General features: G+C 66.6%; 22 protein-coding genes and 1 pseudogene. 7 read left to right on the plus strand and 16 right to left on the minus strand.

Features of this window, described 5'->3' with window-relative positions; translation table 11 throughout:
• Positions 1-20 precede the first annotated feature (20 nt).
• Positions 21-1,418 carry a class II fumarate hydratase gene (locus VA603_RS16885; protein WP_323439519.1) on the plus strand — a complete coding sequence of 466 codons (1,398 nt, stop codon included), beginning with the start codon at positions 21-23 and terminating at the stop codon, positions 1,416-1,418.
• A gap of 150 nt (positions 1,419-1,568) precedes the next feature.
• Here VA603_RS16885 and VA603_RS16890 read toward each other — a convergent pair whose 3' ends face one another.
• The 6 genes from VA603_RS16890 to VA603_RS16915 all read right to left on the minus strand — a co-directional run bounded on the left by VA603_RS16890 (position 1,569) and on the right by VA603_RS16915 (position 5,833).
• A complete protein-coding gene (locus tag VA603_RS16890; RefSeq protein ID WP_132864293.1) occupies positions 1,569-2,003 on the minus strand; it encodes a hypothetical protein in 435 nt (144 codons plus the stop codon).
• 109 nt (positions 2,004-2,112) lie between these two features.
• On the minus strand, positions 2,113-2,697 hold the full coding sequence (locus tag VA603_RS16895) for a DUF2884 family protein (RefSeq protein WP_132864292.1): 585 nt from the start codon (positions 2,695-2,697) through the stop codon (positions 2,113-2,115).
• A 31-nt stretch (positions 2,698-2,728) separates the two neighbouring features.
• Positions 2,729-3,559, minus strand: a complete 831-nt coding sequence (locus VA603_RS16900) for a DUF4097 family beta strand repeat-containing protein (protein ID WP_313251062.1) — start codon at positions 3,557-3,559, stop codon at positions 2,729-2,731.
• A 29-nt stretch (positions 3,560-3,588) separates the two neighbouring features.
• Complete coding sequence (locus VA603_RS16905; protein ID WP_132864290.1) at positions 3,589-4,605, minus strand: hypothetical protein; 1,017 nt, start codon at positions 4,603-4,605, stop codon at positions 3,589-3,591.
• Positions 4,602-5,474 (minus strand): ABC transporter ATP-binding protein, encoded by an 873-nt coding sequence (locus VA603_RS16910; protein WP_323439520.1) that lies wholly within the window; start codon positions 5,472-5,474, stop codon positions 4,602-4,604. Before VA603_RS16910 ends, VA603_RS16905 begins: the two co-directional genes overlap by 4 nt.
• Positions 5,471-5,833 carry a GntR family transcriptional regulator gene (locus VA603_RS16915; protein ID WP_132864288.1) on the minus strand — a complete coding sequence of 121 codons (363 nt, stop codon included), beginning with the start codon at positions 5,831-5,833 and terminating at the stop codon, positions 5,471-5,473. Before VA603_RS16915 ends, VA603_RS16910 begins: the two co-directional genes overlap by 4 nt.
• A gap of 381 nt (positions 5,834-6,214) precedes the next feature.
• Here VA603_RS16915 and VA603_RS16920 point away from each other — a divergent pair, with 381 nt between their 5' ends.
• The 5 genes from VA603_RS16920 to VA603_RS16940 all read left to right on the plus strand — a co-directional run bounded on the left by VA603_RS16920 (position 6,215) and on the right by VA603_RS16940 (position 10,099).
• Complete coding sequence (locus VA603_RS16920) at positions 6,215-6,781, plus strand: glutathione peroxidase (protein ID WP_132864286.1); 567 nt, start codon at positions 6,215-6,217, stop codon at positions 6,779-6,781.
• A gap of 85 nt (positions 6,782-6,866) precedes the next feature.
• Positions 6,867-7,817 carry a BamJ family beta-barrel-assembly machinery protein gene (gene bamJ, locus VA603_RS16925; RefSeq protein ID WP_323439521.1) on the plus strand — a complete coding sequence of 317 codons (951 nt, stop codon included), beginning with the start codon at positions 6,867-6,869 and terminating at the stop codon, positions 7,815-7,817.
• 28 nt (positions 7,818-7,845) lie between these two features.
• Entirely contained in the window at positions 7,846-9,195 is a 1,350-nt protein-coding gene (locus tag VA603_RS16930) for a UDP-glucose dehydrogenase family protein (protein ID WP_323439522.1), read from the plus strand.
• On the plus strand, positions 9,188-9,427 hold the full coding sequence (locus tag VA603_RS16935; protein WP_132864283.1) for a SlyX family protein: 240 nt from the start codon (positions 9,188-9,190) through the stop codon (positions 9,425-9,427). Before VA603_RS16930 ends, VA603_RS16935 begins: the two co-directional genes overlap by 8 nt.
• A gap of 18 nt (positions 9,428-9,445) precedes the next feature.
• Positions 9,446-10,099: a DUF2058 domain-containing protein gene (locus VA603_RS16940; RefSeq protein ID WP_323439523.1), complete on the plus strand. Its 654-nt coding sequence runs from the start codon at positions 9,446-9,448 to the stop codon at positions 10,097-10,099.
• Between the two features lie 235 nt (positions 10,100-10,334).
• Here the strand turns inward: VA603_RS16940 and VA603_RS16945 are convergent, their stop codons facing one another.
• The 7 genes from VA603_RS16945 to VA603_RS16975 form a co-directional block, all read right to left on the minus strand.
• On the minus strand, positions 10,335-10,709 hold the full coding sequence (locus tag VA603_RS16945) for an NMCC_0638 family (lipo)protein (RefSeq protein ID WP_323439524.1): 375 nt from the start codon (positions 10,707-10,709) through the stop codon (positions 10,335-10,337).
• Positions 10,710-10,773: 64 nt separating this feature from the next.
• On the minus strand, positions 10,774-11,961 hold the full coding sequence (locus tag VA603_RS16950) for an MFS transporter (RefSeq protein ID WP_132864280.1): 1,188 nt from the start codon (positions 11,959-11,961) through the stop codon (positions 10,774-10,776).
• A 4-nt stretch (positions 11,962-11,965) separates the two neighbouring features.
• The gene (locus tag VA603_RS16955) at positions 11,966-12,649 is read right to left on the minus strand and encodes a hypothetical protein (protein WP_132864279.1); all 684 of its coding nucleotides are present in this window, start codon (positions 12,647-12,649) and stop codon (positions 11,966-11,968) included.
• A 6-nt stretch (positions 12,650-12,655) separates the two neighbouring features.
• The gene (metH, locus tag VA603_RS16960) at positions 12,656-15,469 is read right to left on the minus strand and encodes a methionine synthase (RefSeq protein ID WP_323439525.1); all 2,814 of its coding nucleotides are present in this window, start codon (positions 15,467-15,469) and stop codon (positions 12,656-12,658) included.
• Positions 15,469-16,074, minus strand: a complete 606-nt coding sequence (locus VA603_RS16965) for a short chain dehydrogenase (protein ID WP_192288192.1) — start codon at positions 16,072-16,074, stop codon at positions 15,469-15,471. Before VA603_RS16965 ends, metH begins: the two co-directional genes overlap by 1 nt.
• A 9-nt stretch (positions 16,075-16,083) precedes the next feature.
• Positions 16,084-17,160 (minus strand): homocysteine S-methyltransferase family protein, encoded by a 1,077-nt coding sequence (locus VA603_RS16970; protein ID WP_132864276.1) that lies wholly within the window; start codon positions 17,158-17,160, stop codon positions 16,084-16,086.
• 22 nt (positions 17,161-17,182) lie between these two features.
• The gene (locus tag VA603_RS16975; protein WP_132864275.1) at positions 17,183-18,112 is read right to left on the minus strand and encodes an ArsR/SmtB family transcription factor; all 930 of its coding nucleotides are present in this window, start codon (positions 18,110-18,112) and stop codon (positions 17,183-17,185) included.
• A gap of 127 nt (positions 18,113-18,239) precedes the next feature.
• Here VA603_RS16975 and VA603_RS16980 point away from each other — a divergent pair, with 127 nt between their 5' ends.
• Positions 18,240-19,388: an acyl-CoA dehydrogenase family protein gene (locus VA603_RS16980; protein WP_132864274.1), complete on the plus strand. Its 1,149-nt coding sequence runs from the start codon at positions 18,240-18,242 to the stop codon at positions 19,386-19,388.
• A 272-nt stretch (positions 19,389-19,660) separates the two neighbouring features.
• Here VA603_RS16980 and VA603_RS16985 read toward each other — a convergent pair whose 3' ends face one another.
• The 3 genes and pseudogenes from VA603_RS16985 to VA603_RS16995 form a co-directional block, all read right to left on the minus strand.
• Positions 19,661-22,825 (minus strand): efflux RND transporter permease subunit, encoded by a 3,165-nt coding sequence (locus VA603_RS16985; RefSeq protein ID WP_323439526.1) that lies wholly within the window; start codon positions 22,823-22,825, stop codon positions 19,661-19,663.
• Positions 22,826-22,855: 30 nt separating this feature from the next.
• Positions 22,856-24,028: pseudogene (locus VA603_RS16990) on the minus strand (efflux RND transporter periplasmic adaptor subunit); the annotation flags it as partial.
• Positions 24,025-24,696: a TetR/AcrR family transcriptional regulator gene (locus VA603_RS16995; protein WP_132864271.1), complete on the minus strand. Its 672-nt coding sequence runs from the start codon at positions 24,694-24,696 to the stop codon at positions 24,025-24,027. The pseudogene VA603_RS16990 and the gene VA603_RS16995, both read right to left, overlap by 4 nt.
• Positions 24,697-24,870 lie beyond the last annotated feature (174 nt).

The following is a 24,870-nucleotide window of genomic DNA, read 5'->3' on the forward strand; positions in this document are numbered from 1 at the left end:
ACGCAACGCGGAGTTGAACGATGAGCAAGGGTTTCAGGGTTGAACACGACAGCATGGGTGAACTGCAGGTCCCCGACGAGGCCTTATGGGGCGCCCAGACGCAGCGGGCGGTGCAGAATTTCCCGGTGTCCGGGCAGCGCATGCCGCGCGAATTCATCCGCGCGCTGGGGCTGATCAAGGGGGCCGCGGCCGAGGTCAACACCGGGCTGGGGCTGCTGCCCAAGGGCGTGGGCAAGGCGATCCAGGCGGCCGCGCAGGACGTGGCCGCCGGCGCGCATGACGCGCATTTCCCGATCGATGTGTACCAGACCGGCTCGGGAACCTCGTCGAACATGAACGCCAACGAGGTCATCGCCACCCTGGCCAACCAGGGCGGGAAGGCCGGCAAGACCGCGGTACACCCCAATGACCACGTCAACCTGGGGCAGAGTTCCAATGACGTGATCCCCACCGCGATCCGTGTTTCGGCACAGCTGGCCACGGTGGAGACCCTGCTGCCGGCGCTGCGGCACCTGCGCAAGACCATCGACAAGCGCGGTCGCGGGCTGGGCAAGGTGGTCAAGACCGGTCGCACGCACCTGATGGACGCCATGCCGTTGACCTTCGCCCAGGAGTTCGGCGCCTGGTCGGCGCAGCTGACGTCGGCGCAGGGCCGCATCGAGGATGCCCTGAAGCGGCTGCGCCGGCTGCCGCTGGGCGGCACCGCCATCGGCACCGGCATCAATGCGGATCCGCGCTTCGGTGGCAAGGTGGCCAAGGTGCTGAGCACCGGCACCGGGGTGAAGTTCGACAGCGCGGACAACAAGTTCGAAGGCCTGGCCGCCCAGGATGATGCGGTCGAGCTGTCCGGCCAGTTCAACGCGCTGGCCGTGGCCCTGATCAAGATCGCCAACGACCTGCGTTGGATGAACTCCGGTCCGCTGGCCGGGCTCGGCGAGGTGGAGCTGCCGGCGCTGCAGCCGGGCAGTTCGATCATGCCGGGCAAGGTCAATCCGGTGATTCCGGAAGCGACGGTGATGGCCGCCGCGCAGGTGATCGGCCACCACACCGCGATCACCGTGGCCGGGCAGACCGGCAACTTCCAGTTGAACGTGACCCTGCCGTTGATCGCGGCCAACCTGCTCGATTCGATCCAGTTGCTGTCCAGCGTGATGAACCTGCTGGCCGACAAGGTGTTCGCCGGGTTGGTGGTCAAGCAGGAGCGGGTGCGCGAGGCGCTGGCCCGCAACCCGATCCTGGTGACTGCGCTGAACCCGATCATCGGCTACGAGAAAGCCGCGGCGATCGCCAAGCGCGCCTACAAGGAACAGCGGCCGGTGCTGGAGGTGGCGGTGGAGGACAGCGGCCTGTCAGAGGCCGAGCTCAAGCGCCTGCTGGACCCGGCGGCGCTGACGCTGGGTGGCATCCACGACCATTGAGGTCGGCGTGCTCCGGGGGCGCTTCTACCCGTTGGGACCCGGGTAGGAGCGGCCTCGGCCGCCAAGCCGAGGGTGCCGGCGGCTGCGGCTGCCGGCACTGACGGGAGGATTGCCGGCTTCGCGCCTGGAGGCGCGCCGGCGGGCATCAGCTCAGCGAACCGCCTGGGTGTTGGCCAGGGCCTCGGCATAGCCCTTGAACTCGGGAACGCGCTCGGCGAGATCGGCCGGGAACACCGGCTGGTTGGCGGGTACATCGATCCGGACCGTGCGCGAAGTGGGCGCGGCGCCGTTGCTGGCGGCATCGGTCAGGGTGTTCTGGCGCAGGATCTGCAGCTTCACGAAGCTGGTCTGCAGCAGTTCGCGCTGCTCGGGCTTGAGCGGGATCTCGATGTCGTCCACGCGCAGTTGGCCATCGGGAAGGATGTCCAGGTTCGGGAACGGGGCGCGACGGATCGCGATGCGGTCGGTGGTGACCTCGGTCTTGGGCTTGCTGCGCTCGGACCGATGGGCAGCGTACTTTTCGCGGTCGCAGCCGGTGGCGAGCACGGCGAAGGCAACCAAGGCGAGCAGCAGCAGTTTCTTCATGACAGCAGCAGATACGTGAACGGCGGAAGCGGCATTCTACCGCTCCCGCCGTCCGCGCTGTCCCTGTGGCGACCTGGAGCGCGGCCCGCAGGTACGCCCAGCACCGGGATCAGGGCAGTTCGACGTGCCCGTCGCGACAGTCGTCGATGTCGCTCTGGTCCATCTTGGCGTATGGCCGGAACTCCGGTACCGCTGCCGCCAGCTGCTGCTGGGTGGCCAGCAACGCCGGCATCTGGTCGCAGATCTTCGCCGCATTGGCCTTGAGCTTCTCGGCTTCGGCGTTGACGCGTTCCTCGATCTTGTCGGTGTCACCGCTGAAGATGCCCTTCAGGGCTTCGCCGGCCGCGCGCGCGCCCAGGTTGGCGCCCTGCACACCGATCTCGATGCCGGCCTCGGCGATGGCGATGGTCCGTTCGCGATACTGCAGGGTCAGCGCGCGCTGGCTGTCGTTCAGCGCGACGGCGGTGCCGTTGATCAGCAGGTCGCCGGCGGGCGAGATCTCGACCTTGGCACCGTCGCTGCCAATGCTGATGTTGCCCTGGGCCAGTTCCTTGCGTGCCTCGTTGGTGGCTTCGCGGACCTTCTGGCCGAGCGTGGTGTCGGTCTGCGGCGCATTGGCCTGCGGGCGCTCGCCACAGGCGGCCAGCGGCAGGGCGAGCATCAGGGCGAGCAGGGGGGCGTTGACGAGTTTCATGGTGGGCTTCCGTTGCGGACGGGAATGGGGATCAGCGCTTCTTGGGCAGGTCGACCGTGCCGGTGATGCCGGAGTGGTTGACCGAGCCACTGCCGGTACGACGCACCTGCAGGCTGGCGGCGTTGCGGACTTCGACATCGCCCGAGCCGAGCGAACCGACGCTGACGGCACCGCGTACGTCGCGCACGTCGACGTCGCCGGAGCCGACGCTGTCGATGCTCACCGCGCCCTGCACGTTGCGCAGTTCCAGGTCGCCGGAGCCGATGCTGCCGACCCGGGCGTCGCCACGCACGCCGTCGACCTTGACGTCGCCCGAGCCGATGGAGACGACGTGGAGTGCGCTGATGGTGCTCAGCTCGATGTCACCGGAGCCCACCGCGGCGGTGGCCAGGCCCTTGATGTCACGGGCGACCACGTCGCCGGAACCGACATCGGCGCTCATCGAATGCGCACCGGTCAGCGAGGCGTCGCCCGAGCCGACCTTCAGCTGCACCAGGATCGTGTCCGGCAGGGTGCCGGACACGTCCAGGTAAGCGTAGGTGCTGCCGCTGAAGTTGAAGTTCAGGCCCTGGCTCTGGCGTTCCAGGCGGACCACCAGCTTGTCGCCGACCTTCTGCTGGCTGACCGACAACTGGCGCAGCAGGTCCTGGGTGGAGGCGCAGGCGCGGCCGGAAACCGCCGCCCTAGCACCAGGGCTTGCGACCAGGCGCAGGTCGTGGCTGTTGACCTCGAACACCACGGCCTTGGCGTCGCCGAGTTCCAGTTCCAGCGCCTTGGGTTCGGAGAACTTGCAGTGTTCCTCGGCCGCGAAGGCGCCGGCCGGCAGCAGGGCGAGGGCGAACAGGAAGGGCTTGATATTCATCTGTTTTCCTTGCGATTGCGGATGAGGGCTTAGATTTCGTCGCGGCGCTGGCGCAGCCAGATGGCGGCGGCGATGAAGACGATGCCCACCGCGGCGCCAATCCACAACTCCGGCGTGGCCAGGGCGGCGAACTGGGTGGCCGGGGAGAAGCCATCCAGCAACGAATGCAGCGACTCACGCGGGGCACGGGCATCGGCGGTGTAGGCCAGGTCCACGCCGGGGACGGTGCCCAGCAGCAGGCGACCAACCACGTGCGCCCAGAACCAGCTGCCGTCGCTGCCGAACAGGCGCATCAGGCCGAACCAGCTCACCACCACGCCGGAGAACACCGGCAGCATCACCGCCCACAGGAATGGCTTGCTCTTGGCCCAGGCCGAGCACATCAGCAGCCAGCCGGCGGTCGGCAACGCCCACAACGCGTAGACCGGGATGCGGCACAGGAACGATGCGGCGATCGTCAGCGGCTCGGCGGGGCCCCAGATCAGCGTCATCGGGCTGCCACCATGGGCGAGCACGACCAGGCTGATGATGGCCAGGAAGCCGAACATGGCGACAATGGCGGCCACGGTGGCCAGCAGCGGTGCCAGCACGACACCGGCGATCAGCTTGGACAGCACGGTCTGGGTGTCCGACAGCGGCATCGACTTCCAGAACAGGATGCTGCGATCGCGGCGATCGTCGTACAGCGCGCCCAGGAAGTAGAAGAACACCACGAACATCAGCACGATGAACGGCCAGCCGGCGCTGAGCAGCAGGGTGAAGTTGATGCCGTTGGCCAGGTCCTGGGCATCACCGGCCGACATCTGGCTGGTCAGCAGGCTCAGGTCCAGGCCGTTGACGTTCACGCCATTGATATGGAGGTCGCCGGTGCTTGCCGCACGGCTGGCTGCCCACAGGCCGGCGATGATCGCCATCGAGGACAGCAGCAGCGACACGCCGCCGGCCACGACCGGTGCCCAGAAGAAACCGCCCTTGTTTTCCCAGTATTCGCGCTTGAGCAGCCACTTCAGCTTGCCCAGCGGGGTGATGTGGTGTGCGGCGTTCATGCGTAGGTTCCCTTCATGGTGGCCACGAACAGGTCGGCCAGGCCGGGGTTGCGGGTTTCACCGAGGACGGCGATGCGGCTGCGCTCGACGCCGTCGTAGAGCAGGACGGTCTTGCCGAACGGCAGGCTGCGCTCGTCGATCGGGCCCAGCGCGCGCGCTGCTTCCAGCGTGTCCGCCGAGGCCAGCAACTCGGTGTAGCGGTCGGCCAGGGTTTCCATGTCGGTGGACAGGACGATCCGGCCGTCGCGGATGAACAGCACGTCGGTGAGGATGTGCTCGATCTCTTCCACCTGGTGGGTGGTGACGATGATGGTCTTCTGCTCGTCGAAGTAGTCTTCCAGCAGGCGCTGGTAGAACTCCTTGCGGTACAGGATGTCCAGGCCCAGGGTCGGCTCGTCGAGCACCAGTACCTTGGCGTCGATGGCCATCACCAGGGCCAGGTGCAGTTGCACCACCATGCCCTTGGACAGCTCGCGCACGCGCTGCTTCGGGTTGAGCTTGGTATTGGCCAGGAAGCGCTCGCAGCGGGCGCGGTCGAAGCGCGGGTGGACGCCGGCGACGAAGTCGATGGCCTCCTTGACCCGGATCCAGCGCGGCAGCACCGCCACGTCGGCGATGAAGCACACGTCGTTCATCAGCGCGTTGCGACGGGTGCGCGGGTCCATGCCAAGCACCCGCAGCTCGCCCTCGACCGCGGTCAGGCCGAGCAGGGCCTTCAGCGCGGTGGTCTTGCCGGCGCCGTTGGGGCCGATCAGGCCGACGATGCGACCCGGTTCAATGGTGAAGCTGGTGTTGTCCAGCGCCGGCTTCTGCTTGTAGGCCTTGCGCAGGCCCTTGGCGGAAACGACGGCTTCGACGGCGGCGTTCATAGAGTGGTCCCCGGTGGCAGCAGATCTTTCAAGGTCAGGCCCAGGCGCTGGATGCGCTCCAGTACGCTGGGCCATTCATCGTTGAGAAAACGGTCGCGCTCGTTGCCGCGCAGTTTCAGCGCTGCTTCCTCGGTCATGAACATGCCAAGGCCACGGCGCTTCTCGACCAGGTTCTCGTCGGCCAACTCCTGGTAGGCCCGCGAGACGGTGATCGGATTGAGCTGGTACTCGGCCGCCACCTGGCGCACCGAGGGCAGGGCATCACCCGGCTTGAGGACACCGTCCAGCATCATCGCGATCACGCGATCCTTCAGCTGGCGGTAGATGGGAGCGCCATCGCTCCACTGGATATCGGTCATGGGTCAGCTCCGCGGATTCAGCGACTGTGCGAAGGAGAAGTAGGGCAGTGACAGACTGGTACGCATCCGTCGGGCCGGTCGTTTCGCATGGGTGGGGGCGGTAGCATCCTGCTGTTCACCAGCTGCCTGCGCTGCATAATTCCCGCGGTCGGTTTGACCGCTCTGCAGTGCAGCCGAGCAGCCAAGCAGCAACAGTGCGCCGCTGACGGTCAGGGCCGGTAGGACGTGTCTGCTGTGCTTGCTGGCCATCTCGGACTCCCTGTGTAGGGTGGCTGGTGTTGTATGCAACTATAACACCGACACGGCGGCATGCAACTCCCTGCATGCCCAACTGATGGCCTATGCCGCCCGATGGCGGCCCAGGTCACCCGGAGAATGCTCATGAAGCTTCGTAACGCATTGATTGGACTGGTGGTTGGAGTTGGCTTCGGCGCCATTGCCGGGGCGTCGGCCGGCCCCTTGCTGGACCAGAACTACCGTTCGTTGGCCGGCAAGGAGGAGATCAACCTGAACCGCACTTACGGCGGCAAGGTGTTGCTGGTGGTCAACACCGCCTCCAAATGTGGCTTCACGCCCCAGTACGAAGGGCTGGAGGCATTGCAACAGCAACTGTCCGCGCGTGGTTTTGCCGTATTGGGCTTTCCGTCCAATGATTTCAAAGGCCAGGAGCCCGGCAGCGAGGAGCAGATCCAGGAGTTCTGCACGCTGACCTATGGCGTGCGCTTCCCGATGTTCCAGAAAGTGCATGTGATCGGCCCGGAAACCACGCCGCTGTACCGCGAGTTGACGCGTGCCACCGGCGTGGCACCGGCCTGGAACTTCCACAAGTACCTGATCTCCCGCGACGGGCGGGTGGTGGCGCAGTTCCCGAGCCGGGTGCGCCCGGATGACCCGGAGCTGCGCGCGGCGATCGATCGCGAGCTGGCGGCCCCGGTTCCGGCGCGTTGACCTGCCTCGACATATCCGGTGCGCATGCGACAATGTCGCCCCTCGCGCCACCGGTGGCGTTTGTTCACTTCCAGGAAAGCAGCGAATGAAGATGGGAAAGCGTGGCGCAGTTGCGTCGCTTCTGATTCTGGCGATGGCGGCCCCCGGGGTCGCGTTTTCGCAACAACCTGCCGCTCCGGCGGCTACCAAGGAGAAGTCCGTTTTGACCTCGGAACGTGAAACGATCAGTTATGCCATCGGTATCGATGTCGCCAGCTCGTTTGAGCCCATCGCTGGCGAAGTGGACGTGGCCGAACTGCGCCGTGCCGTTGAGAATGCGTTCGCCGGCGGCCAGCCGCTGCTCTCGCAGGAAGAAGCCCAGCAGACCGACGCCGCGCTGCGCGCCGTGATGATGGCCCGCGCCGGCCAGCAGGTGCCGGGCCTGGCGCCGGGCAGCCAGCCGACCGTCGACCGCAAGAAGGTCGGCCTGATGCTCGGCAGCTACGCCGTGGGCCCGTCGCTGGCCGCGATCAAGGACGACATCGACCTGAACTCGGTGTTCAAGGCGGTCAACGACGTGTTCTCCAAGGGCAACCCGACGATGACCCATGAGCAGGCCAAGGCCACGCTGCAGGCATTCAGCACCGCCAAGCAGTCCGCCGTCGCCGGCAAGAACCGTGAGCAGGGCAACGCGTTCCTGGCCAAGAACAAGACCCAGCCGGGCGTGGTGACCACCGCCTCGGGCCTGCAGTACCAGGTGCTGCGCGCCGGCAGCGGCGAGCGTCCGATGGCCACCAGCCGCGTGCGCGTCAACTACGAAGGCAAGCTGCTGGACGGCACCGTGTTCGACAGCAGCTACGAGCGCGGCCAGCCGGTCGATTTCGGCCTGAACCAGGTCATCAAGGGCTGGACCGAAGGCGTGTCGCTGATGCCGGTCGGCGCCAAGTACCGCTTCTGGATCCCCGCCGAGCTGGCCTATGGCAGCAATGGCAGCGGCCCGATTGGCCCGGAGTCCACGCTGACCTTCGACGTCGAGCTGCTGGGCGTCCTGCAGTAATCCGCATCAGAACGGAGCCGTCGCAGCCATGCGCGTAGCGATTTTCGGTACCGGTTACGTGGGTCTCGTCACCGGGACCTGCCTGGCCGAAGTCGGCCACGACGTGGTCTGCGTCGATATCGACCAGGCAAAGGTCGATGGCCTCGGGCAGGGGATCATCCCGATCTACGAGCCCGGCCTGGAGCCGATGGTGAAGGCCAACCACGCCGCAGGGCGGCTGGCCTTCACCACCGAGGCGGCCAGCGCGATCGCGCATGGCCAGGTCGTCTTCATCGCGGTCGGCACGCCGCCGGATGAAGACGGCAGCGCCGACCTGCAGTACGTGCTGGCCGTGGCCCGCACCATCGGCCGCCATCTGGCGCAGCCGGCGGTGGTGGTCAACAAGTCGACCGTGCCGGTGGGCACGGCCGACAAGGTCCGTGCCGCGATTGCCGCGGAACTGGCCGCGCGCGGCGTGGAGATCGCCTTCGACGTGGTCTCCAATCCCGAATTCCTCAAGGAAGGCGATGCGGTGGCCGACTGCATGCGCCCGGACCGCATCGTCATCGGTGCCGACAATCCGGACGCGGTGGCGGTGCTGCGCCGCCTGTATGCGCCGTTCAACCGCAACCGCGACCGCGTCGTCGAGATGGACGTGCGCTCGGCCGAGCTGACCAAGTACGCCGCCAATGCGATGCTGGCGACCAAGATCAGCTTCATGAACGAGATCGCCAACATCGCCGAGCGCGTGGGCGCCGACATCGAGCAGGTGCGCCAGGGCATTGGTTCTGACCCGCGCATCGGCTGGCACTTCATCTATCCCGGCGCCGGCTATGGCGGCTCCTGCTTCCCCAAGGATGTGCAGGCGCTGGCGCGCACCGCGGCCCAGCATGGCCACCAGGCGCAGCTGCTCAACGCGGTGGAGGCGGTCAACGATGGCCAGAAGGGCCATCTGTTCGAGCTGATCCAGCGCCACTACGACCGTGGCGAGGACGAGGGCGTGCGCGGCAAGACCTTCGCCGTGTGGGGCCTGGCCTTCAAGCCCAACACCGATGACATGCGCGCGGCCCCGAGCCGGCGCCTGCTGGCGCAGTTGTGGGAGGCCGGTGCCACGGTGCGGGTGTTCGACCCGGAAGCCATGCACGAAGCCCGTCGGGTCTTCGGCGAGCGGGCGGACCTGGTGTTCTGCGAGACCGCATACGAAGCGCTGGAAGGTGCCGACGCGCTGGCCGTGATCACCGAATGGAAGCAGTTCCGCAGCCCGGATTTCGCGCGGCTGCGCCAGACGCTGGGTGATGCGGTGGTGTTCGATGGCCGCAACATCTATGAACCCCAGGAGATCGAGGCCGCCGGCCTCGCCTATTACGGCATTGGCCGGGGACGTTCCCTGCATGCATGACCCAATCCCCAGCGAGCGCGAACAGGCGCTGGAATCACGCCTGATCGAGCTGGAGATGCGTGTTTCTTTCCAGGAACAGGCCTTGGCCGAACTGAGCGAGGCCCTGGCCGAAGCCCGGATGGAAGGCACCCGCAACACCAACCTGCTGCGCAACCTGCTCGATGACCTCGGCAAGGTGCGTACGGCGCTGTACGCCGACCCGGCCACCGAGCCGCCGCCCCCGCACTACTGATACAGAAGCACTGCAAGCATGAGTGACACTCTTCGCGACCAGCTCCTCGGGCTGGGTTTCAAGGCCGCGCCCAAGCCGGAGCGCAAACCCGAAGCGCGCCGTGACGGGCGTGCACCGAACCGCCAGGGCCAGCCGCCGGGCAAGCCCGGTGGTGGCAAGCCGCAGGCACACGCCAGCAAGCCGGGGCAGGCCAGGCCGGCGCAGGGCAAGCCGCAGCGGCAGGGCCCGCACAAGCCGCGTTCGCAGGAAGACATCGACCTGGCCAAGGCCTATGCGATCCGTGCGCAGCGGGAGAAGGACGAACGCATCGAGGCCGAGCGGCTGAAGCAGGAAGAAGCCCGCCTGCGCCGCGAAGCGCGCGCCAAGCTGGACGAGCTGATCAAGGACAAGGGGCTCAATGTCCCCGATGCCGACATCGCCCGCCACTTCCCCTATGGCGGCAAGATCAAGCGCATCTACGTCACCGCCGAGCAGCTCAAGGCGCTCAACGCCGGTGAGCTGGGCGTGTTGCAGCAGAATGGCCGCTACCTGCTGGTCACCGCGGCGTTGCTGGCCGAGGCCGAAGCCGTGTTCGCGCCGAGCGTGGCGTTGAAGGTCGACCCGAACGCGCCGATCGAGGACGACCCCTACGCGGACCCGAAGTTCCAGGTGCCGGACGATCTGGTCTGGTAGGTGCACCGCTCACCGCGATGGACACGGAAAAGACAGGTTAGTGGCCTGTCTTTTTTGTTGTGCGGGCAGGGCGATGGGGATCGGTGCTGCGGACCCGGGCAACGCTGATGATGGCGCGTCGATCGGCCACTGGTGCCGTGTTGACGGCCATGTGGACATGGATGTCGGTGGGGTTGCCCGGGTCGAACACGGTCAGGCCGTGGTAGTCCCATCCGTCTTCGCGGGTGACCGGCTCCTAGGCGATCCGGTAACTGTTCTCGGCCAGTTCGCTGAAAAGGACGAAATCCTGGGCGATGGTTTCCGAGTCACCGCTGGCGGCGGTCATCGTGCAGGTGCCCTGGTCGGTCAGTACGAAGCCGTAGACACTGTCTTCGACCGTCATCAGCCAGGCCTTGCCGGCCCTTCCGTTGAGGTGTTGGTGCGCCATCTCGCCCTGCAGGCGCTGGGCCACCCGGTCCAGCGTCTCGGTCAGCTTCTGCGGTTCACCCAGGTACTGGAAGCAGGAGGAGACGAAGGCGCCGAAGGTTTGGTCTTCCTCGGCCCGGGCCAGCCCGGGTGCGGCGAGCAGCAGTGCAGCCACTGCAATGCAGGGCCAATGGTGCAGTTTCATGACAACTCCCCCTGAGTCGTGAACGCTGCGCCGTTATAGCAGGACCGGGCAGGGGAGGGTGTGCTCAGCCTGCGGCTTGGCGGGCCTGGCGCGATGGCGGCAGCCAGTACAGGGCGATCAGCGAGCCGAGCAGGGCGAAGCCGCCGCCCACCAGGAAGGCGACCTTGCCGTCGCCGAACCGCCACAGCTGGCCGGCGATCAGTGCGCCGAGCACGCCGCCCAGGCCGGACGAGAAGCCGTAGAACAGGCCTTGGCCGTGGCCGTTGAGGTTGCCGGGAAAGTAGCGCGCCAGCAGCTGCATGGCCGACGCGAAGAACGCCGCGAAGCCCAGGCAATGGGTGGTCTGCGCGACCAGCATCACCGGGAGGTTCTCCGGGTACAGCGCGGTCACCCACCAGCGCAGCGCGGCGCTGGCCATGGAAATGATCAGCAGCCAGCTGGCATCCCAGCGCTTGAAGAAGCCGGCGATCAGGAAGAACACCGCGACCTCGAAGACCACGCCCACCGTCCACATCACGCCCAGCAGCGAGGTGCTGTAGCCGTGCTGGTCCATGTAGAGCGAGAAGAACGTGTAGTACGGGCCGAACGACAGCTGCTCCAGGAAAGCGGCGATGAAGAAGGCGATGACGTGCTTCTGCCGGACGATGGCCCAGAAGCCGCCGTCGTGGTGGCTGTGGCTGCCGATGCCGCGCGCGTAGCGGTTGACGAACGCCGAGCCGATCATCAGCACGAACAGCGGCAGCATCAGCCACGGCAGCTTGCCGGCGCCGTGGTGCTCGATCAGCCAGCCGAACAGGGTGACCACGATGATGAAGCCGAACGAGCCCCACACCCGGATCATCCCGTAACGGTGGCTGTCGCTGCCCAGGTGGGTGAGGGTGATCGACTCGAACTGCGGCATCACCGCGTTGTAGAAGAAGCAGAAGGCGATCATCACCCCGTACAGCGTCCACTGCGGCGCCGGCAGCAGGAAGCCGCAGAAGCTGAGCAGGGTCAGCACGCAGCCGATGCGCAGCCAGCGGATCGGCCTGGGCGAAACCGCCGCCAGCGACGTCCAGGTGCTGGGTGCGACCACGCGGGTGGCATACCACAGGCTCATCATCACGCTGATCGCGGTGACGGTCATGCCGCGCGACTGCAGGTACAGGCTCCAGTACGGGGTGAACGCGCCGAGCGCGGCGTAGTAGAAGAAGTAGAAGCTCGACAACCGCGCGGTGGGCACGGCTGCGGGGAGGGGGCTTGCGGCGGTCATGGGGTCAGAACAGGTCTTCGACCGGGGTGTTCAACAGTTCCACGGTGCCGTGCTTGAGCCGGCGCAGGCTGGAGATGCCGAGGTCGCGGATGAGCGAGTGGGTGGTGTGGGGCAGGTCCGAATCGTACAGGTCCTGGGGGGCGACGTTCTTGCCGTGCACCCCCGGCATCAGGTCGATGCCGGCGGCGGTGTAGCAATGCTGCACCATCGCCGAGCAGTACAGCGCGCCTTCCCTGGACAGCAGGTTGCCGCGCCGCCGCAGGCGGGTGCTATGCATCGCGAACAGCGTGCCCACCAGCTCGCTCAGCGAGTAGCTGGACAGCCCGGCCAGCAGGTCCAGCGCGGCGACCTGGACGTTGCGGGTCTGGGCGGCGTCCAGGTTGAAGTCGAGGATGGCCAGGTTGGGGAAGGCCTCATCGTCGAAGTAGCGGTCGGCGCGGTTCTCCTGCGCGCCGAGCCGCAACTGGCGGTTGCGCAGGTCCAGGTCCGATTCGAGCACCCACCAATGGCCGTCCAGGCGTTGTTCGCTGAACAGGAAGGCGTGCGACCACAGGCTGCGGTGCCCGTCCTCGGTGAGCGGCGCCTGGGCCTTGCGGATGGCCTTGCCGATCCAGTCAGAGGTGCCGCACAGGCCGATGCAGCCCGGCCGGGCGTACTTGCGGATCAGTTCGGCGTTGCGGCTTTCCATGGCGGCTTACTCGGGGTCGTAGTCCAGGTTGGAGGCCAGCCAGCGTTCAACCTGGGCGCGCTCCACGCCCTTGCGGCGGGCGTAGTCGCTGACCTGTTCGCGCGAGACCCGGCCCACCACGAAGTACTGGCTTTGCGGATGGCTGAAGTAATAGCCCGAGACCGCCGCGGTCGGCAACATCGCGAAGCTCTCGGTTAACGACATGCCGATGTCGCCGGCGCCCAGCATCGCGAACAGGGTCTGCTTCTCGCTGTGCTCCGGGCAGGCCGGGTAGCCGGGGGCCGGGCGGATGCCGCTGTACTTCTCGGCGATCAGCGCCTCGTTGTCGAGCTGCTCGTCGGCGGCGTAGCCCCAGAACTCGGTGCGCACGCGCTGGTGCAGGCGCTCGGCCATGGCCTCGGCCAGGCGGTCGGCCAGGGCCTTGAGCAGGATGGCGTTGTAGTCGTCGTAGGCGGCTTCGAAGCGGGCCACGTGCGGCTCGATGCCGATGCCGGCGGTGACCGCGAAGGCACCGATCCAGTCCTGCTTGCCGCTGGTTTCCGGGGCGATGAAGTCGGCCAGGCAGAAATCCGGGCGCTCGGCCGGCTTGTCGACCTGCTGGCGCAGGAAGTGCAGGGTGTGGTGCGAATCAAGCTGGGCAAGCCCCTCTCCCACGCGCGGGAGAGGGGTTGGGGTGAGGGTGCGGGGCGTCAGGGAGGGGGAGGACGGGGTACCCTCATCCGCCCTGCGGGCACCTTCTCCCGGAGGGAGAAGGGAAACGACCACATCATCGCCCTTGCTGTTCGCCGGCCAGATCCCGAATACGGCCCGGGCCGTCAGCCATTTCTCATCAACGATCCGCTTCAGCATCGCCTGCGCATCCTTGAACAGGTCACTGGCCTGCGGCCCGACGATCTCGTCGGTGAGGATCGCCGGGAACTTGCCGGCCAGCTCCCAGGCCTGGAAGAACGGCGTCCAGTCGATCACCGGCAGCAGGTCCTCCAGCGGATAGTCGTCGAACACGTGCAGGCCGGGCGAGGCGGGTGCCGGCGGGGTGTACTGCGCCCAGTCACAGGTGAAGCGCTGGCCGCGCGCATGCTCCAGCGATACCAGTCGCTTGGCGTCACCGCGGTTCCTGTGGCGGTTGCGGATGTCGGCGTAGTCGGCGTCGTTGGCAGCGACGAAGGCGTCGCGCAGGTCGCTGGAAATCAGCGACTGGGCCACGCCGACCGCACGCGAGGCGTCCTTCACCCACACCGTCGGCGCGCTGTAGAACGGGTCGATCTTCAGCGCGGTATGCGCGCGCGAGGTGGTGGCGCCGCCGATCATCAGCGGCATGCTGAAGCCCTGCCGCTGCATCTCCCTGGCGACGTGGCTCATCTCTTCCAGCGACGGGGTGATCAACCCGGACAGGCCGATGATGTCGGCGTTCTCGGCGCGGGCGGCGTCCAGGATCTTCTGCGCCGGCACCATCACGCCCAGGTCCACGACCTCGAAGTTGTTGCAGGCCAGGACCACGCCGACGATGTTCTTGCCGATGTCGTGCACGTCGCCCTTGACCGTGGCCATGATGATCTTGCCGTTGGACTTGCCCACGTCACCGGTGCGCGCCTTCTCCTCCTCGATGAAGGGCAGCAGGTAGGCCACGGCCTTCTTCATCACGCGCGCGGACTTGACCACCTGCGGCAGGAACATCTTGCCGGCGCCGAACAGGTCGCCGACCACGTTCATGCCGTCCATCAATGGGCCTTCGATCACGTCCAGCGGCCGGCTGGCCTGCTGGCGGGCCTCCTCGGTGTCTTCCTCGACCCAGGCATCCAGGCCATGCACCAGCGCATGGGCCAGGCGCGCGCGCACCGGGTGCTGGCGCCAGCCCAGGTCCTCGGTCTTCTTCTCGCCCTTCCTGCCCTTGTAGCGCTCGGCGATGTCGAGCAGGCGTTCGGTGCCGTCGCGGCGGCGGTTGAGGATCACATCCTCGACCGCTTCGCGCAGTTCCGGGTCGAGCTGGTCATAGATGGGCATGGCACCGGCGTTGACGATGCCCATGTCCATGCCGGCCTGGATGGCGTGGTACAGGAACACCGAGTGGATCGCCTGGCGCACGGTCTCGTTGCCGCGGAACGAGAACGACACGTTCGACACGCCGCCTGAGACATGGCAGCCGGGCAGTGTGCGCTTGATGATGCGGGTGGCCTCGATGAAGTCCACCGCGTAGTTGTCGTGCTCCTCGATGCCGGTGGCCACGGCGAAGATGTTCGGGTCGAAGATGATGTCTTCCGGCGGGAAGCCGACCTGCTCGGTGAGGATGCGGTAGGCGCGGGTGCAGATCTCCACCTTGCGTTCGCAGGTGTCGGCCTGGCCCACTTCGTCGAAGGCCATCACCACCGCGGCGGCGCCGTAGCGGCGCACCAGCCGCGCGTGTTCGAGGAAGGCGGCCTCGCCTTCCTTGAGCGAGATAGAGTTGACCACGCTCTTGCCCTGCAGGCACTTCAACCCGGCCTCGATCACGCTCCACTTTGAGGAATCGACCATCACCGGGATGCGCGCGATGTCCGGCTCGGACATGATCAGGTTGAGGAAGCGCACCATCGCCTTCTCCGAATCGATCAGGCCCTCGTCCATGTTGACGTCAAGTATCTGCGCGCCGTTGGCCACCTGTTGGCGGGCGACCTCGACGGCTTCCTCGTAGCGTTCTTCCTTGACCAGTTTGCGGAACTGCGCGCTGCCGGTGACGTTGGTGCGTTCGCCCACGTTGATGAACAGCAGGTCCGGGGTGATGACCAGTGGTTCCAGGCCGGACAGGCGGGTGTAATGCACGGCGGGGGAGGAGTCGTTGCCCATTACCAGACCTTGAAAACCTGCCCGTTGGCGATGCCGTCGATGCTGCGCTGGTAGGCCAGCGCGGCACGTGCGGCGCTGACCGGTTCGAAGCCCGGGAAGAAGTCGCCATAGGCATCGAGCGCTTCGACCAGCACGCTGGGGCTGACCACGTTGATGCGCAGGCCACGCGGCAGCTCCAGCGCGGCGGCGCGGACGAAGCCCTCCACCGCTGCGTTGACCGCGGTGGCATTGGCGCCCTGGGCGATCGGCTGTTCGGTGAGGATGCCGGTGGTCAGGGTGATCGAGCCACCCTCGTTGAGGTGATGCTGGCCGAGCAGTGCCAGTCGCACCTGGCCCAGCAGCTTGTCCTGCAGTCCCTGGTTGAACTGGGCGGCGGTCATCTGCGTCAACGGGCCGAAATGAACGTTGCCGGTGGTGGAGACGATGGCATCCAACGGACCCACCGCCTGCAACAGCGCCGATACGCTCTGCTCGTCACCGAGGTCGACCGGATGCGCGGCGTCCGAACGCGAGGCGGTGATCACCTCATGCCGTTGGCGCAGGTGTGCGGCAACGGCCTTGCCCAGGGTGCCACTGGCACCCACCAGCAGGATCTTCTTCTTCATGGCGTTTCCTCAGGCAGCCTTGGTGAGCGGGGCAAGGGCGCGCGGTGGCAGCCCGGCGACCGCTTCGGCGATGGCACGGATGTGGTCGGGCGAGGTGCCGCAGCAGCCGCCGACCAGGTTGAGCAGGCCGGATTCGGCGAACTCCTTCAGGGTGGCGGCCATTTCCTCGGGGGTCTCGTCGTACTCGCCGAAGGCATTGGGCAGGCCGGCGTTGGGGTGCGCGCTGACGTAGCCGCTGGACACCTGCGCCAGCGTTTCCACGTGCGGGCGCATGTCGGTGGCGCCGAGCGCGCAGTTGAAGCCCACCGACAGCGGGTTGCCATGCGCGACCGAGGCATAGAACGCCTCGGCGGTCTGGCCGGACAGGGTACGGCCGGAGGCATCGGTGATGGTGCCGGAGATCATCACCGGCAACCGCCCGCCGCGCTGGTCGAAGACTTCCTCGATGGCGAACAACGCCGCCTTGGCATTGAGCGTGTCGAAGATGGTTTCCACCATCAGCGTGTCGGCGCCGCCGTCGATCAGCCCGTCGATGGCCTCGCGGTAGGTCTGTCGCAGCGCGTCGAAGCTGGTGTTGCGGAAACCGGGGTCGTTGACGTCCGGGCTGATCGAGGCGGTGCGGCTGGTCGGGCCGAGTACGCCGATCACGAAGCGCGGCTTGTCCGGGGTGCGGGCTTCCACTGCGTCACAGCACTGGCGGGCGACTTGGGCACCGGCCTTGTTGAGCTCGTACACCAGGTGTTCCAGGTGGTAATCGGCCTGGCTGATCGAGGTCGCGTTGAAGGTGTTGGTCTCCACCAGGTCCGCACCGGCCTCCAGGTAGGCGGTATGGATGCCGGCGATCACGTCCGGGCGGGTCAGCAGCAGCAGGTCGTTGTTGCCCTTGAGGTCGTGCTCGCAACCGGGTCCGTGCACGTGCTGGCTGTCGAACCCGCCCACGAAGCGCTCGCCCCGGTAGTCGCCTTCCTCCAGGCGATGGCGCTGGATCATCGTGCCCATGGCGCCGTCGATGATCAGGATGCGTTGTTCAAGCGCGGCCAGCAGCTTGGCGACGCGTTCGGGGTGGAGCCAGGGGAGGGCTTGCATAGGGCGGGCCGGGTTCGATGCTTCAGGGACGATGGGCGATCAGCGCGATCACTTCGAAGTGCGGCGGGCGCTTCTCGCGGGTCACGGTTTCCAGGCTGGACACTTCCAGCCCGCTCTTCTCGACGAACTTGCGCAGTTCCTTGCCGGTGAAGCCCAGGTTGACGTGGCCGTAGGCCTCGACCGCCACCTTGTGCTCATGCCGGGCCAGGCTGCACAGCATCAGCCGGCCGCCGGGCCGCAGTACCCGGGCGCACTCGGCCACGGCCTTGGCCGGGTGGCTGGAGTAGGTCAGGGCGTGCATCAGCACTACCAGGTCGAAGCTGCCATCGGCGAAGGGCAGCTTGTGCATGTCGCCTTCCAGCACCTCCACGTTGGGCAGCTTGCGCAGGCGTTCGCTGGCGGCGGCCACAACGCGGGCGCTGGTGTCGATGCAGACGTAGCGCTGTGCATGCGGGGCCAGCAGTTCGGCCAGCACGCCATCACCGGAGGCGATGTCGAGCACGTCGCCGGTTTCCAGCAGCGGCAGCGCGCTGCGCGCCATCGCCTCCCAGGTGCGGCCCGGGGAGTAGTGGCGCTCCATGTCGCCGGCCACGCTGTCGGCCCAGTTCTGGTCGGCGGCGCGCATCGCCAGCACCGCTGGCACGCGCTCGGCGTCCTGGCGCAGCAGCGGGTCGTCGCTGCCGGTGCTCAGGGCATGCCACAATGCGCGCTGGGCCGGGTCCAGCGAGGCCTCGTCGAAGCGGTAGTACGCGGACACGCCGGCACGGCGGTCGCGGACCAGCCCGGCTTCCTTCAGGCGCGCCAGGTGGGTGGACACGCGCGGCTGGGCCAGCGTGGTGATGGCCGACAACTCGGCCACGGTGAGTTCTTCCTGTTCAAGCAGCGTCAGCAGGCGTACCCGCGTTGCATCGGCAAACACTTTCAGACGGGTTGACCAGTCTTCCAGATCCATAAATATCTACCTATCGCGATATAGAGATATTTTCGCGCTGCCGCCACGCCGGGTCAAGGCGAGGCATAGGCTGAACCCGGTCGCGATGGTTACAATCGCAACTTGATTCAGCCCTGGGAGGGGTGTTGTGGACTTCAGTTTTTCCGACGAGCAGCTGATGCTGCAGGACGTCGCCCGTCGTATCGCCAAGGAAAAGATCGCCCCGAGCGCCGAGCACTTCGACGCCACCGGTGAGTACCCGCTGGACAACATCCGCCTGCTGGGCGAGAACGGCCTGATGGGCATCGAGGTGCCGGTCGAGTACGGCGGCTCGGGCATGGACCCGGTTTCCAGCGTGCTGGCCATCGTCGAGGTCTCCGCCGCCGACGCGGCGCACGCGACCATCATGTCGGTCAACAATTCGCTGTTCTGCAATGCGCTGCTGAGCTACGGCAGCGAGGCACAGAAGCAGACCTACGTGCGCGCCATTGCCGAGGGCAGCGCGATCGGCGCGTTCGCGTTGACCGAGTCGCAGTCCGGCTCCGATGCCACGGCGATGCGCTGCCGCGCGGTCAAGCAGGCCGACGGTTCGTTCCTGGTCAACGGCCAGAAGAGCTGGATCACCTCCGGCCCGGTGGCGCGCTACATCGTGCTGTTCGCGATGACCGACCCGGAGAAGGGCGCGCGCGGCATCACCGCCTTCATGATCGACACCACCAAGCCGGGCTTTGGCCGCGGCAAGACCGAGCCCAAGCTGGGCGTGCGTGCGTCGGCGACCTGCGAGATCGAGTTCCAGGACTACGTGGCCAGTGCCGAGGATGTGATCGGTGAGGAAGGGCAGGGCTTCAAGATCGCGATGAGCCTGCTGGATTCGGGCCGCATCGGCATCGCGTCGCAGGCGGTGGGCATCGCCCGCGCCGCTTACGAGGCTTCGGTGGACTACGTGAAGGAGCGCAAGTCGTTCGGCGCGCCGATCGGCACCTTCCAGATGATCCAGGCCAAGGTCGCTGACATGAAGTGCAAGCTTGATGCGGCGATGCTGCTGACCTTGCGCGCAGCCTGGCTGAAGTCGCAGGGCAGGAAGTTCTCCACCGAGGCGGCGGTCGCCAAGCTGACCGCGTCGGAGGCAGCGATGTGGATCGCCCACCAGGCGGTGCAGATCCATGGCGGCATGGGTTATTCGAAGGAAATGCCGCTGGAGCGTTACTTCCGCGATGCCAAGATCACCGAGATCTATGAAGGTACTTCGGAGATCCAGCGCATGGTGATTGCGCGCAACGAGACCGGATTGCGTTGAGTCGCAGTCAAGCGTGAACCAGAGATCCGATGCCGGGCAACCGGCATCGGATTTTTGTGCCGAGTCTGGTGCGGCGCAGGCGAGGCAACCGCGTTGTAGGAGCGACCTTGGTCGCGAAGCTGATGTAGGCGGAAGCTGCGGAAGTCGTCTGCAATTGCAATCAATGCCGCCGTTCTTCATCGACGGCTTCGCGACCGAGGTCGCTCCTACAGCGTGCCCAAAAAAAGCCCCGGCATTGCCGGGGCTTTTTGTTTGCCGGTACAGCGGGAGGATCAGCGATCCACCTGCGCCGTGCGTACCTTGTGCTGTTCCAGGTACTCCTTCGACGGTTCGTCGAGCTTGTCGCCGAGCACGCGACGTACGCACACGAAGAACAGCGGGATCAGCAACACGCCGATGAGGGTGGCGAACAGCATGCCACCGATCACGCCGGTACCCAGCGAGTGACGGGCGTTGGCGCCGGCACCGGTGGAGATCGCCATCGGCAGGACGCCCAGGATGAAGGCGAAGGAGGTCATCAGGATCGGGCGGAAGCGCAGGTGCGCCGCTTCGATCGTGGCCTCGCGCAGGGTCTTGCCCATGGCGCGCTGCTCGACCGCGAATTCCACGATCAGGATCGCGTTCTTCGCCGCCAGGCCGATCACCGTCACCATGCCGATCTTGAAGTACAGGTCGTTCGGCAGGCCGCGCATCAACGAGAACACCACCGCGCCGAGGATGCCGATCGGCACCACCAGCAGCACCGCGACCGGGATCGACCAGCTTTCATACAGCGCGGCCAGGCACAGGAACACCACCACGATGGACAGCACCATCAGCAGGGTGGCCGCGTTGCCCGCCAGGATTTCCTGGTAGGACATGCCGCTCCAGTCGAAGCCGAAGCCGGCCGGCAGGTCGTCCTGCACCAGCCGTTCCATCGTCGCCATGGCCTGGCCCGAACTGCCGCCCGGTGCCGGCGAACCGACGATGTTGACCGCCGAATAGCCGTTGTAGCGGTTCAGCGCGGGCGGGGCGTAGATCCACTCGGACTTGACCACCGCACTGAGCGGGATCATCGACGACTGCCCGTCGGCGTCCTTGCTCAGCGAGCTGGGCACGTAGTAGCTGCGCAGCGATTCCGGGCCGGTGCGGTAGGCCGCGTCGGCCTGCATGTTCACGCGCTTGATGCGGCCGGCGTAGAAGAAGTCGTTGACGTACACCGGCGCCAGCATCATCTGGATGGCGGTGTAGACGTCGTTGACCTTCACGCCCATGGTCTGCGCCTGCACGCGGTCCACGTGCAGCTGCAGCTGCGGCGAGTTCTCCAGCGTGTTGGGACGCACCGCGGTCAGCGACTTGTCCTGTGACGCGGCGCCGAGCAGGGTGTTGCGCGCATTCATCAGCGCATCCTGGCCGGCACCGGCACGGTCCTGCAGCCACATGTCGAAACCACCGAACTGGCCCAGGCCCTGCACGGTCGGCAGGTTGACGAAGAAGATCTGCGCGTCCTTGATGCCATACGCCTTCTGGTTCATCTTCTGGATGAACTCCGGCGCGGTCTCCTTGCGGGCGTCCCAGTCCTTCAGGCGGACGAAGGCCATGCCCACGTTCTCGCCCGAACCGATGAAGCTGAAGCCGGTGATCTGCATCAGGCCTTCGAAGGCTTCTTCCTTCTCCAGCGTGCCCAGCAGCTGGTCGAACACGGCGCTGGTGCGGCTCTTGGTGGCGCCCGGCGGCAGCTGCACGATGGCCAGTGCGTAGCCCTGGTCTTCCTCGGGCAGGAAGCTGCCCGGCAGGCGGGTGAACAGGAAGCCGCACAGCATCAGCAGCAGCGCGAACACCATCAGCCAGCGTGGGCTGTGCTTGATGACGCCGCCGACCGTGCCGACGTAGCTCTTCTCCAGCTTGCCGTAGTACTTGTTGAAGGTGCGGTAGACCCAGTTCGGGTTGTCATTGTGGGTCGGCTTGAGGAAGGCCGCGCACAATGCCGGGGTGAAGGTCAGCGCCAGCAGCGCCGAGAACGCCATCGACATGGCGATGGTCAGGGCGAACTGCTTGTAGATCTCGCCGGAGGCACCCGGCTGCAGGGCGCTGGGGATGAACACCGCGGCCAGCACGACGGTGATGGCCACCACCGCGCCGGTGATCTGGCCCATCGCCTTCTGCGTGGCCGGCTTGGGGTCGAGCTTTTCCTCGCTCATGATGCGCTCGACGTTCTCGATCACCACGATCGCGTCGTCGACCACGATGCCGATCGCCAGCACCATCGCGAACAGGGTCAGCTGGTTGATCGTGAAGCCGATCGCCAGCATGCCCATGAACGTGCCGAGCAGCGCCACCGGGATGACCAGGGTGGGGATGATCGTGGCGCGGAAGTTCTGCAGGAAGATCAGCATCACCAGGAAGACCAGCACGATGGCTTCGATCAACGTGTGGATCACTTCCTTGATGGAGATGTTGACGAAGGTGGTGCTGTCATACGGGGTGAACCAGCTCACGCCCGGCGGGAAGCTCGGGGCCAGCTCGTCCATCTTGGAGCGCACCGCCTTGGACACGTCCAGGGCGTTGGCGCCGGGCAGCAGCTGGATGGCGAACACGGCCACTGGCTTGCCGTTGTAACGGGTGTCGAAGCCGTAGTTGCTCGCGCCGAAGGCGACGCGGGCGACGTCCTTCAGGCGCACCACGCTGCCGTCCGCGTTGGCGCGCAGGATGACGTTCTCGAAGTCTTCCGGGGTGCTGAAGCGGCCTTCGGCGACCACCGTGGCGGTGAAGGCCTGGTCGGACGGGGTCGGGTCGCCGCCCACTGAGCCGGCGGCGAACTGCAGGTTCTGGGTGCCGATGGCGTTGTACACGTCGCTGGCGGCCAGGTGGTAGCCCTGCAGCTTTTCCGGGTTCAGCCACACGCGCATGGCGTACTCGGAGCCGAACTGCTGGGTGCTGCCGACGCCCGGCACGCGCGATACCTGCTCCAGCACGCGTGCACCAACGATGTCGTTCAGGGCATCGCGGTCCACGCTGCCGTCATCGGAGCGCACGCCGATGGCCATCAGGAAGCCGGCGTTGGCCTTGGCCACCACCACGCCCTGCTGGGTCACTTCCGAGGGCAGGCGCGGGGTCGCCAGCGACACCTTGTTCTGCACCTGCACCTGGGCGATGTCCGGGTCGGTGCCGCTGTCGAAGGTCAGCGTGATGGTGGCGCGGCCGTTGGACGAGGACGACGAGCTGAAGTACATCAGGTTGTCGATGCCGGTCAGCTGCTGCTCGATCACCTGGGTGACCGATTTTTCCGTGGTCGACGCGCTGGCGCCCGGGTAGTTGGCGGTGACGGTGACCTGTGGCGGGGCCACGCTGGGATAGGACTCGATGCCCAGGTTGAGGATCGAGATCACGCCACCCAGCGAGATCAGGATCGCCACCACCCAGGCAAAGACCGGATGTTCGATGAAAAATTTAGGCATGACGGAGTTCCGTTAGTCCTTCTTCGCCGGTGCCGGTGCCGGCGCCTGTGCGGGGGCACCCGGCTGGGCGGCGGCCTGCGGCTGCCACGGCTTGGTCGTGGCCGGGGCGCCTTCCTTGACCTTCTGCAGGCCCGAGACGATGACCTTGTCGCCGCCGGCCAGGCCGGAGGAGACCAGCCAGCTGCCCGACTGCTGGCCATCGAGCACCACGTCCTTGCGCACGACCTTGCCATCGGCGCCGACGACCATCACGTAGCCGCCGCGGGTGTCGCGCTGCACCGCCTGCTGCGGCAGCAGGAAGGCGTTGTTGCGCGCGCCCAGGTTGGCCTTGAAGCTGACGAACGAGCCCGGCAGCAGGATGCGGTCCGGGTTCGGCAGCACCGCGCGCAGCGACACCGCGCCGGTGGCCGGGTCGACCGTCGGCGAGGAGAAGTCCAGCGTGCCTTCGTGGGCGTAGGCGCTGCCATCGGGCAGGTTGACCTGCACGGTGGTCTTGCCGTCGCCGGCCAGTGCCAGCGCGCCCTTGTCCTGGGCGGCACGCAGGGCGCTCAGTTCATCGGCGGTCATCGAGAAGTTCACGTACAGCGGGTCGATCTGGTCGACCGTGGTCAGCAGGGTCACATCGCCCTGGCCCACCAGCGCACCTTCGGTCACCTGCGCCTTGCCGGCCAGGCCGGTGATCGGCGAGGTGACGCGGGCATAGCCCAGGTTGATGCGGGCATTGGCCACCGCGGCCTCGGCCTGCTGCACGGCGGCGGCGGCACTGCGCTCGGCGGCCACGGCGTTGTCCAGGTCCGACTGCGACACATACTTCTGTGGTGCCAGCGAGCGGGCGCGGGTGGCCGTGGCGCGGGCGTTGGCCAGGGTGGCCCGGGCCGAGGCAAGGGCGCCTTCGGCCTCGTTGAGGGCGGCACGCAGCTGGGCCGGGTCGATCAGGAACAGCTCCTGGCCTTCCTTGACGTTGCTGCCTTCCTCATAGACGCGTTTCTGCAGCACGCCGGCCACGCGCGCGCGCACGTCGGCCGAACGGTACGGGGACAGGCGGCCCACCAGCTCGCGCTGCAGCGGCAGGGTTTGCGGCTTGGCCTCGACCACGCCGACTTCCGGAGGCGGGGGAGCGGCCTGCTCCTGCGGCTTTTTGCAGGCCGCCAGCGAAATTGTCGCGGCGCAGGTAAGGGCGAGGAGACGGAGCGGGGCAGTCATCGGGGGAAAACTCCGGGGGTTCTTGATTTGTTGACGGAACCAGGAATGCCAGTCGGCGGTACCGGAAAGGCGCGCAGGAAGGCATCGATGGCGAATTCGGCCCAACGGCGGCGCTTTTCTGGCGTATCGCGATGGGGGGCGTGAAAGCGTTGGCGTTCGAAGTCCTGACCGGCAAGCATGCTGATCAGCAGTTCGGCCATGAACTGCGGATCGTCATGGATCAGGCGGCCTCTCGCCATCTCGGTTCGTAACCATTCAGTTATCTGACTGCGCACCGCGTCCGCGCTGAGGTTGTACAGGGTACGCGCCTCCTCGTGAAACTGGTTTGCACTGATGGCCAGCAACTGCGCGGTCTGGCGGATGCGGGGCTGGTTGCGGTGTTCCAGGTAGTGGATGGCGAATTCCACCAGGATCTGCCGCAGCGGCCGGCTGTCGCCCTTGATCAGCTGCGCGGTGGTGGTTGCCACGTGCTGCTGCATCACCAGCCGCAGCAGGTTGGTCTTGGAGCCGTAGCGGCTGTACAGGGTCTGCTTTGAACAGCCGACATGGGCGGCCACCGCATCCATGCTCAATTGCATGCCGTGGGTGGCCAGCAACTCGCCCACGGCAGCGAACACGGGCTGGTCCCGTGCCTGGGTGCGCGGCGGAGAGGAGGGTGGGGTGTTCACTTTCTGGACTATACCGTCCAGTACACAATTAGTACAGCGGCGCGAAACCCGACGGAATCGGCATGGCCGGAAATTGGTTGGGAAAGGCTTCAGGATGAAGAATATCCCTTGAAAACAGCGGTTTCGTTACATCTTCATTGCAATTCTGGCGCCGTGATTGCGGCCATGCAGCAC

This window comes from Stenotrophomonas capsici (assembly GCF_034961085.1).
GTDB lineage: Bacteria > Pseudomonadota > Gammaproteobacteria > Xanthomonadales > Xanthomonadaceae > Stenotrophomonas > Stenotrophomonas capsici.

What these genes read in the sequence shown, in the direction of transcription:
- VA603_RS16885 (WP_323439519.1), top strand. Translation starts at nt 21, where the DNA reads ATGAGCAAGGGTTTCAGGGTTGAACACGACAGCATGGGTGAACTGCAG.
- VA603_RS16890 (WP_132864293.1), bottom strand. Translation starts at nt 2,003, where the DNA reads ATGAAGAAACTGCTGCTGCTCGCCTTGGTTGCCTTCGCCGTGCTCGCC.
- VA603_RS16895 (WP_132864292.1), bottom strand. Translation starts at nt 2,697, where the DNA reads ATGAAACTCGTCAACGCCCCCCTGCTCGCCCTGATGCTCGCCCTGCCG.
- VA603_RS16900 (WP_313251062.1), bottom strand. Translation starts at nt 3,559, where the DNA reads ATGAATATCAAGCCCTTCCTGTTCGCCCTCGCCCTGCTGCCGGCCGGC.
- VA603_RS16905 (WP_132864290.1), bottom strand. Translation starts at nt 4,605, where the DNA reads ATGAACGCCGCACACCACATCACCCCGCTGGGCAAGCTGAAGTGGCTG.
- VA603_RS16910 (WP_323439520.1), bottom strand. Translation starts at nt 5,474, where the DNA reads ATGAACGCCGCCGTCGAAGCCGTCGTTTCCGCCAAGGGCCTGCGCAAG.
- VA603_RS16915 (WP_132864288.1), bottom strand. Translation starts at nt 5,833, where the DNA reads ATGACCGATATCCAGTGGAGCGATGGCGCTCCCATCTACCGCCAGCTG.
- VA603_RS16920 (WP_132864286.1), top strand. Translation starts at nt 6,215, where the DNA reads ATGAAGCTTCGTAACGCATTGATTGGACTGGTGGTTGGAGTTGGCTTC.
- bamJ (WP_323439521.1), top strand. Translation starts at nt 6,867, where the DNA reads ATGAAGATGGGAAAGCGTGGCGCAGTTGCGTCGCTTCTGATTCTGGCG.
- VA603_RS16930 (WP_323439522.1), top strand. Translation starts at nt 7,846, where the DNA reads ATGCGCGTAGCGATTTTCGGTACCGGTTACGTGGGTCTCGTCACCGGG.
- VA603_RS16935 (WP_132864283.1), top strand. Translation starts at nt 9,188, where the DNA reads ATGCATGACCCAATCCCCAGCGAGCGCGAACAGGCGCTGGAATCACGC.
- VA603_RS16940 (WP_323439523.1), top strand. Translation starts at nt 9,446, where the DNA reads ATGAGTGACACTCTTCGCGACCAGCTCCTCGGGCTGGGTTTCAAGGCC.
- VA603_RS16945 (WP_323439524.1), bottom strand. Translation starts at nt 10,709, where the DNA reads ATGAAACTGCACCATTGGCCCTGCATTGCAGTGGCTGCACTGCTGCTC.
- VA603_RS16950 (WP_132864280.1), bottom strand. Translation starts at nt 11,961, where the DNA reads ATGACCGCCGCAAGCCCCCTCCCCGCAGCCGTGCCCACCGCGCGGTTG.
- VA603_RS16955 (WP_132864279.1), bottom strand. Translation starts at nt 12,649, where the DNA reads ATGGAAAGCCGCAACGCCGAACTGATCCGCAAGTACGCCCGGCCGGGC.
- metH (WP_323439525.1), bottom strand. Translation starts at nt 15,469, where the DNA reads ATGGGCAACGACTCCTCCCCCGCCGTGCATTACACCCGCCTGTCCGGC.
- VA603_RS16965 (WP_192288192.1), bottom strand. Translation starts at nt 16,074, where the DNA reads ATGAAGAAGAAGATCCTGCTGGTGGGTGCCAGTGGCACCCTGGGCAAG.
- VA603_RS16970 (WP_132864276.1), bottom strand. Translation starts at nt 17,160, where the DNA reads ATGCAAGCCCTCCCCTGGCTCCACCCCGAACGCGTCGCCAAGCTGCTG.
- VA603_RS16975 (WP_132864275.1), bottom strand. Translation starts at nt 18,112, where the DNA reads ATGGATCTGGAAGACTGGTCAACCCGTCTGAAAGTGTTTGCCGATGCA.
- VA603_RS16985 (WP_323439526.1), bottom strand. Translation starts at nt 22,825, where the DNA reads ATGCCTAAATTTTTCATCGAACATCCGGTCTTTGCCTGGGTGGTGGCG.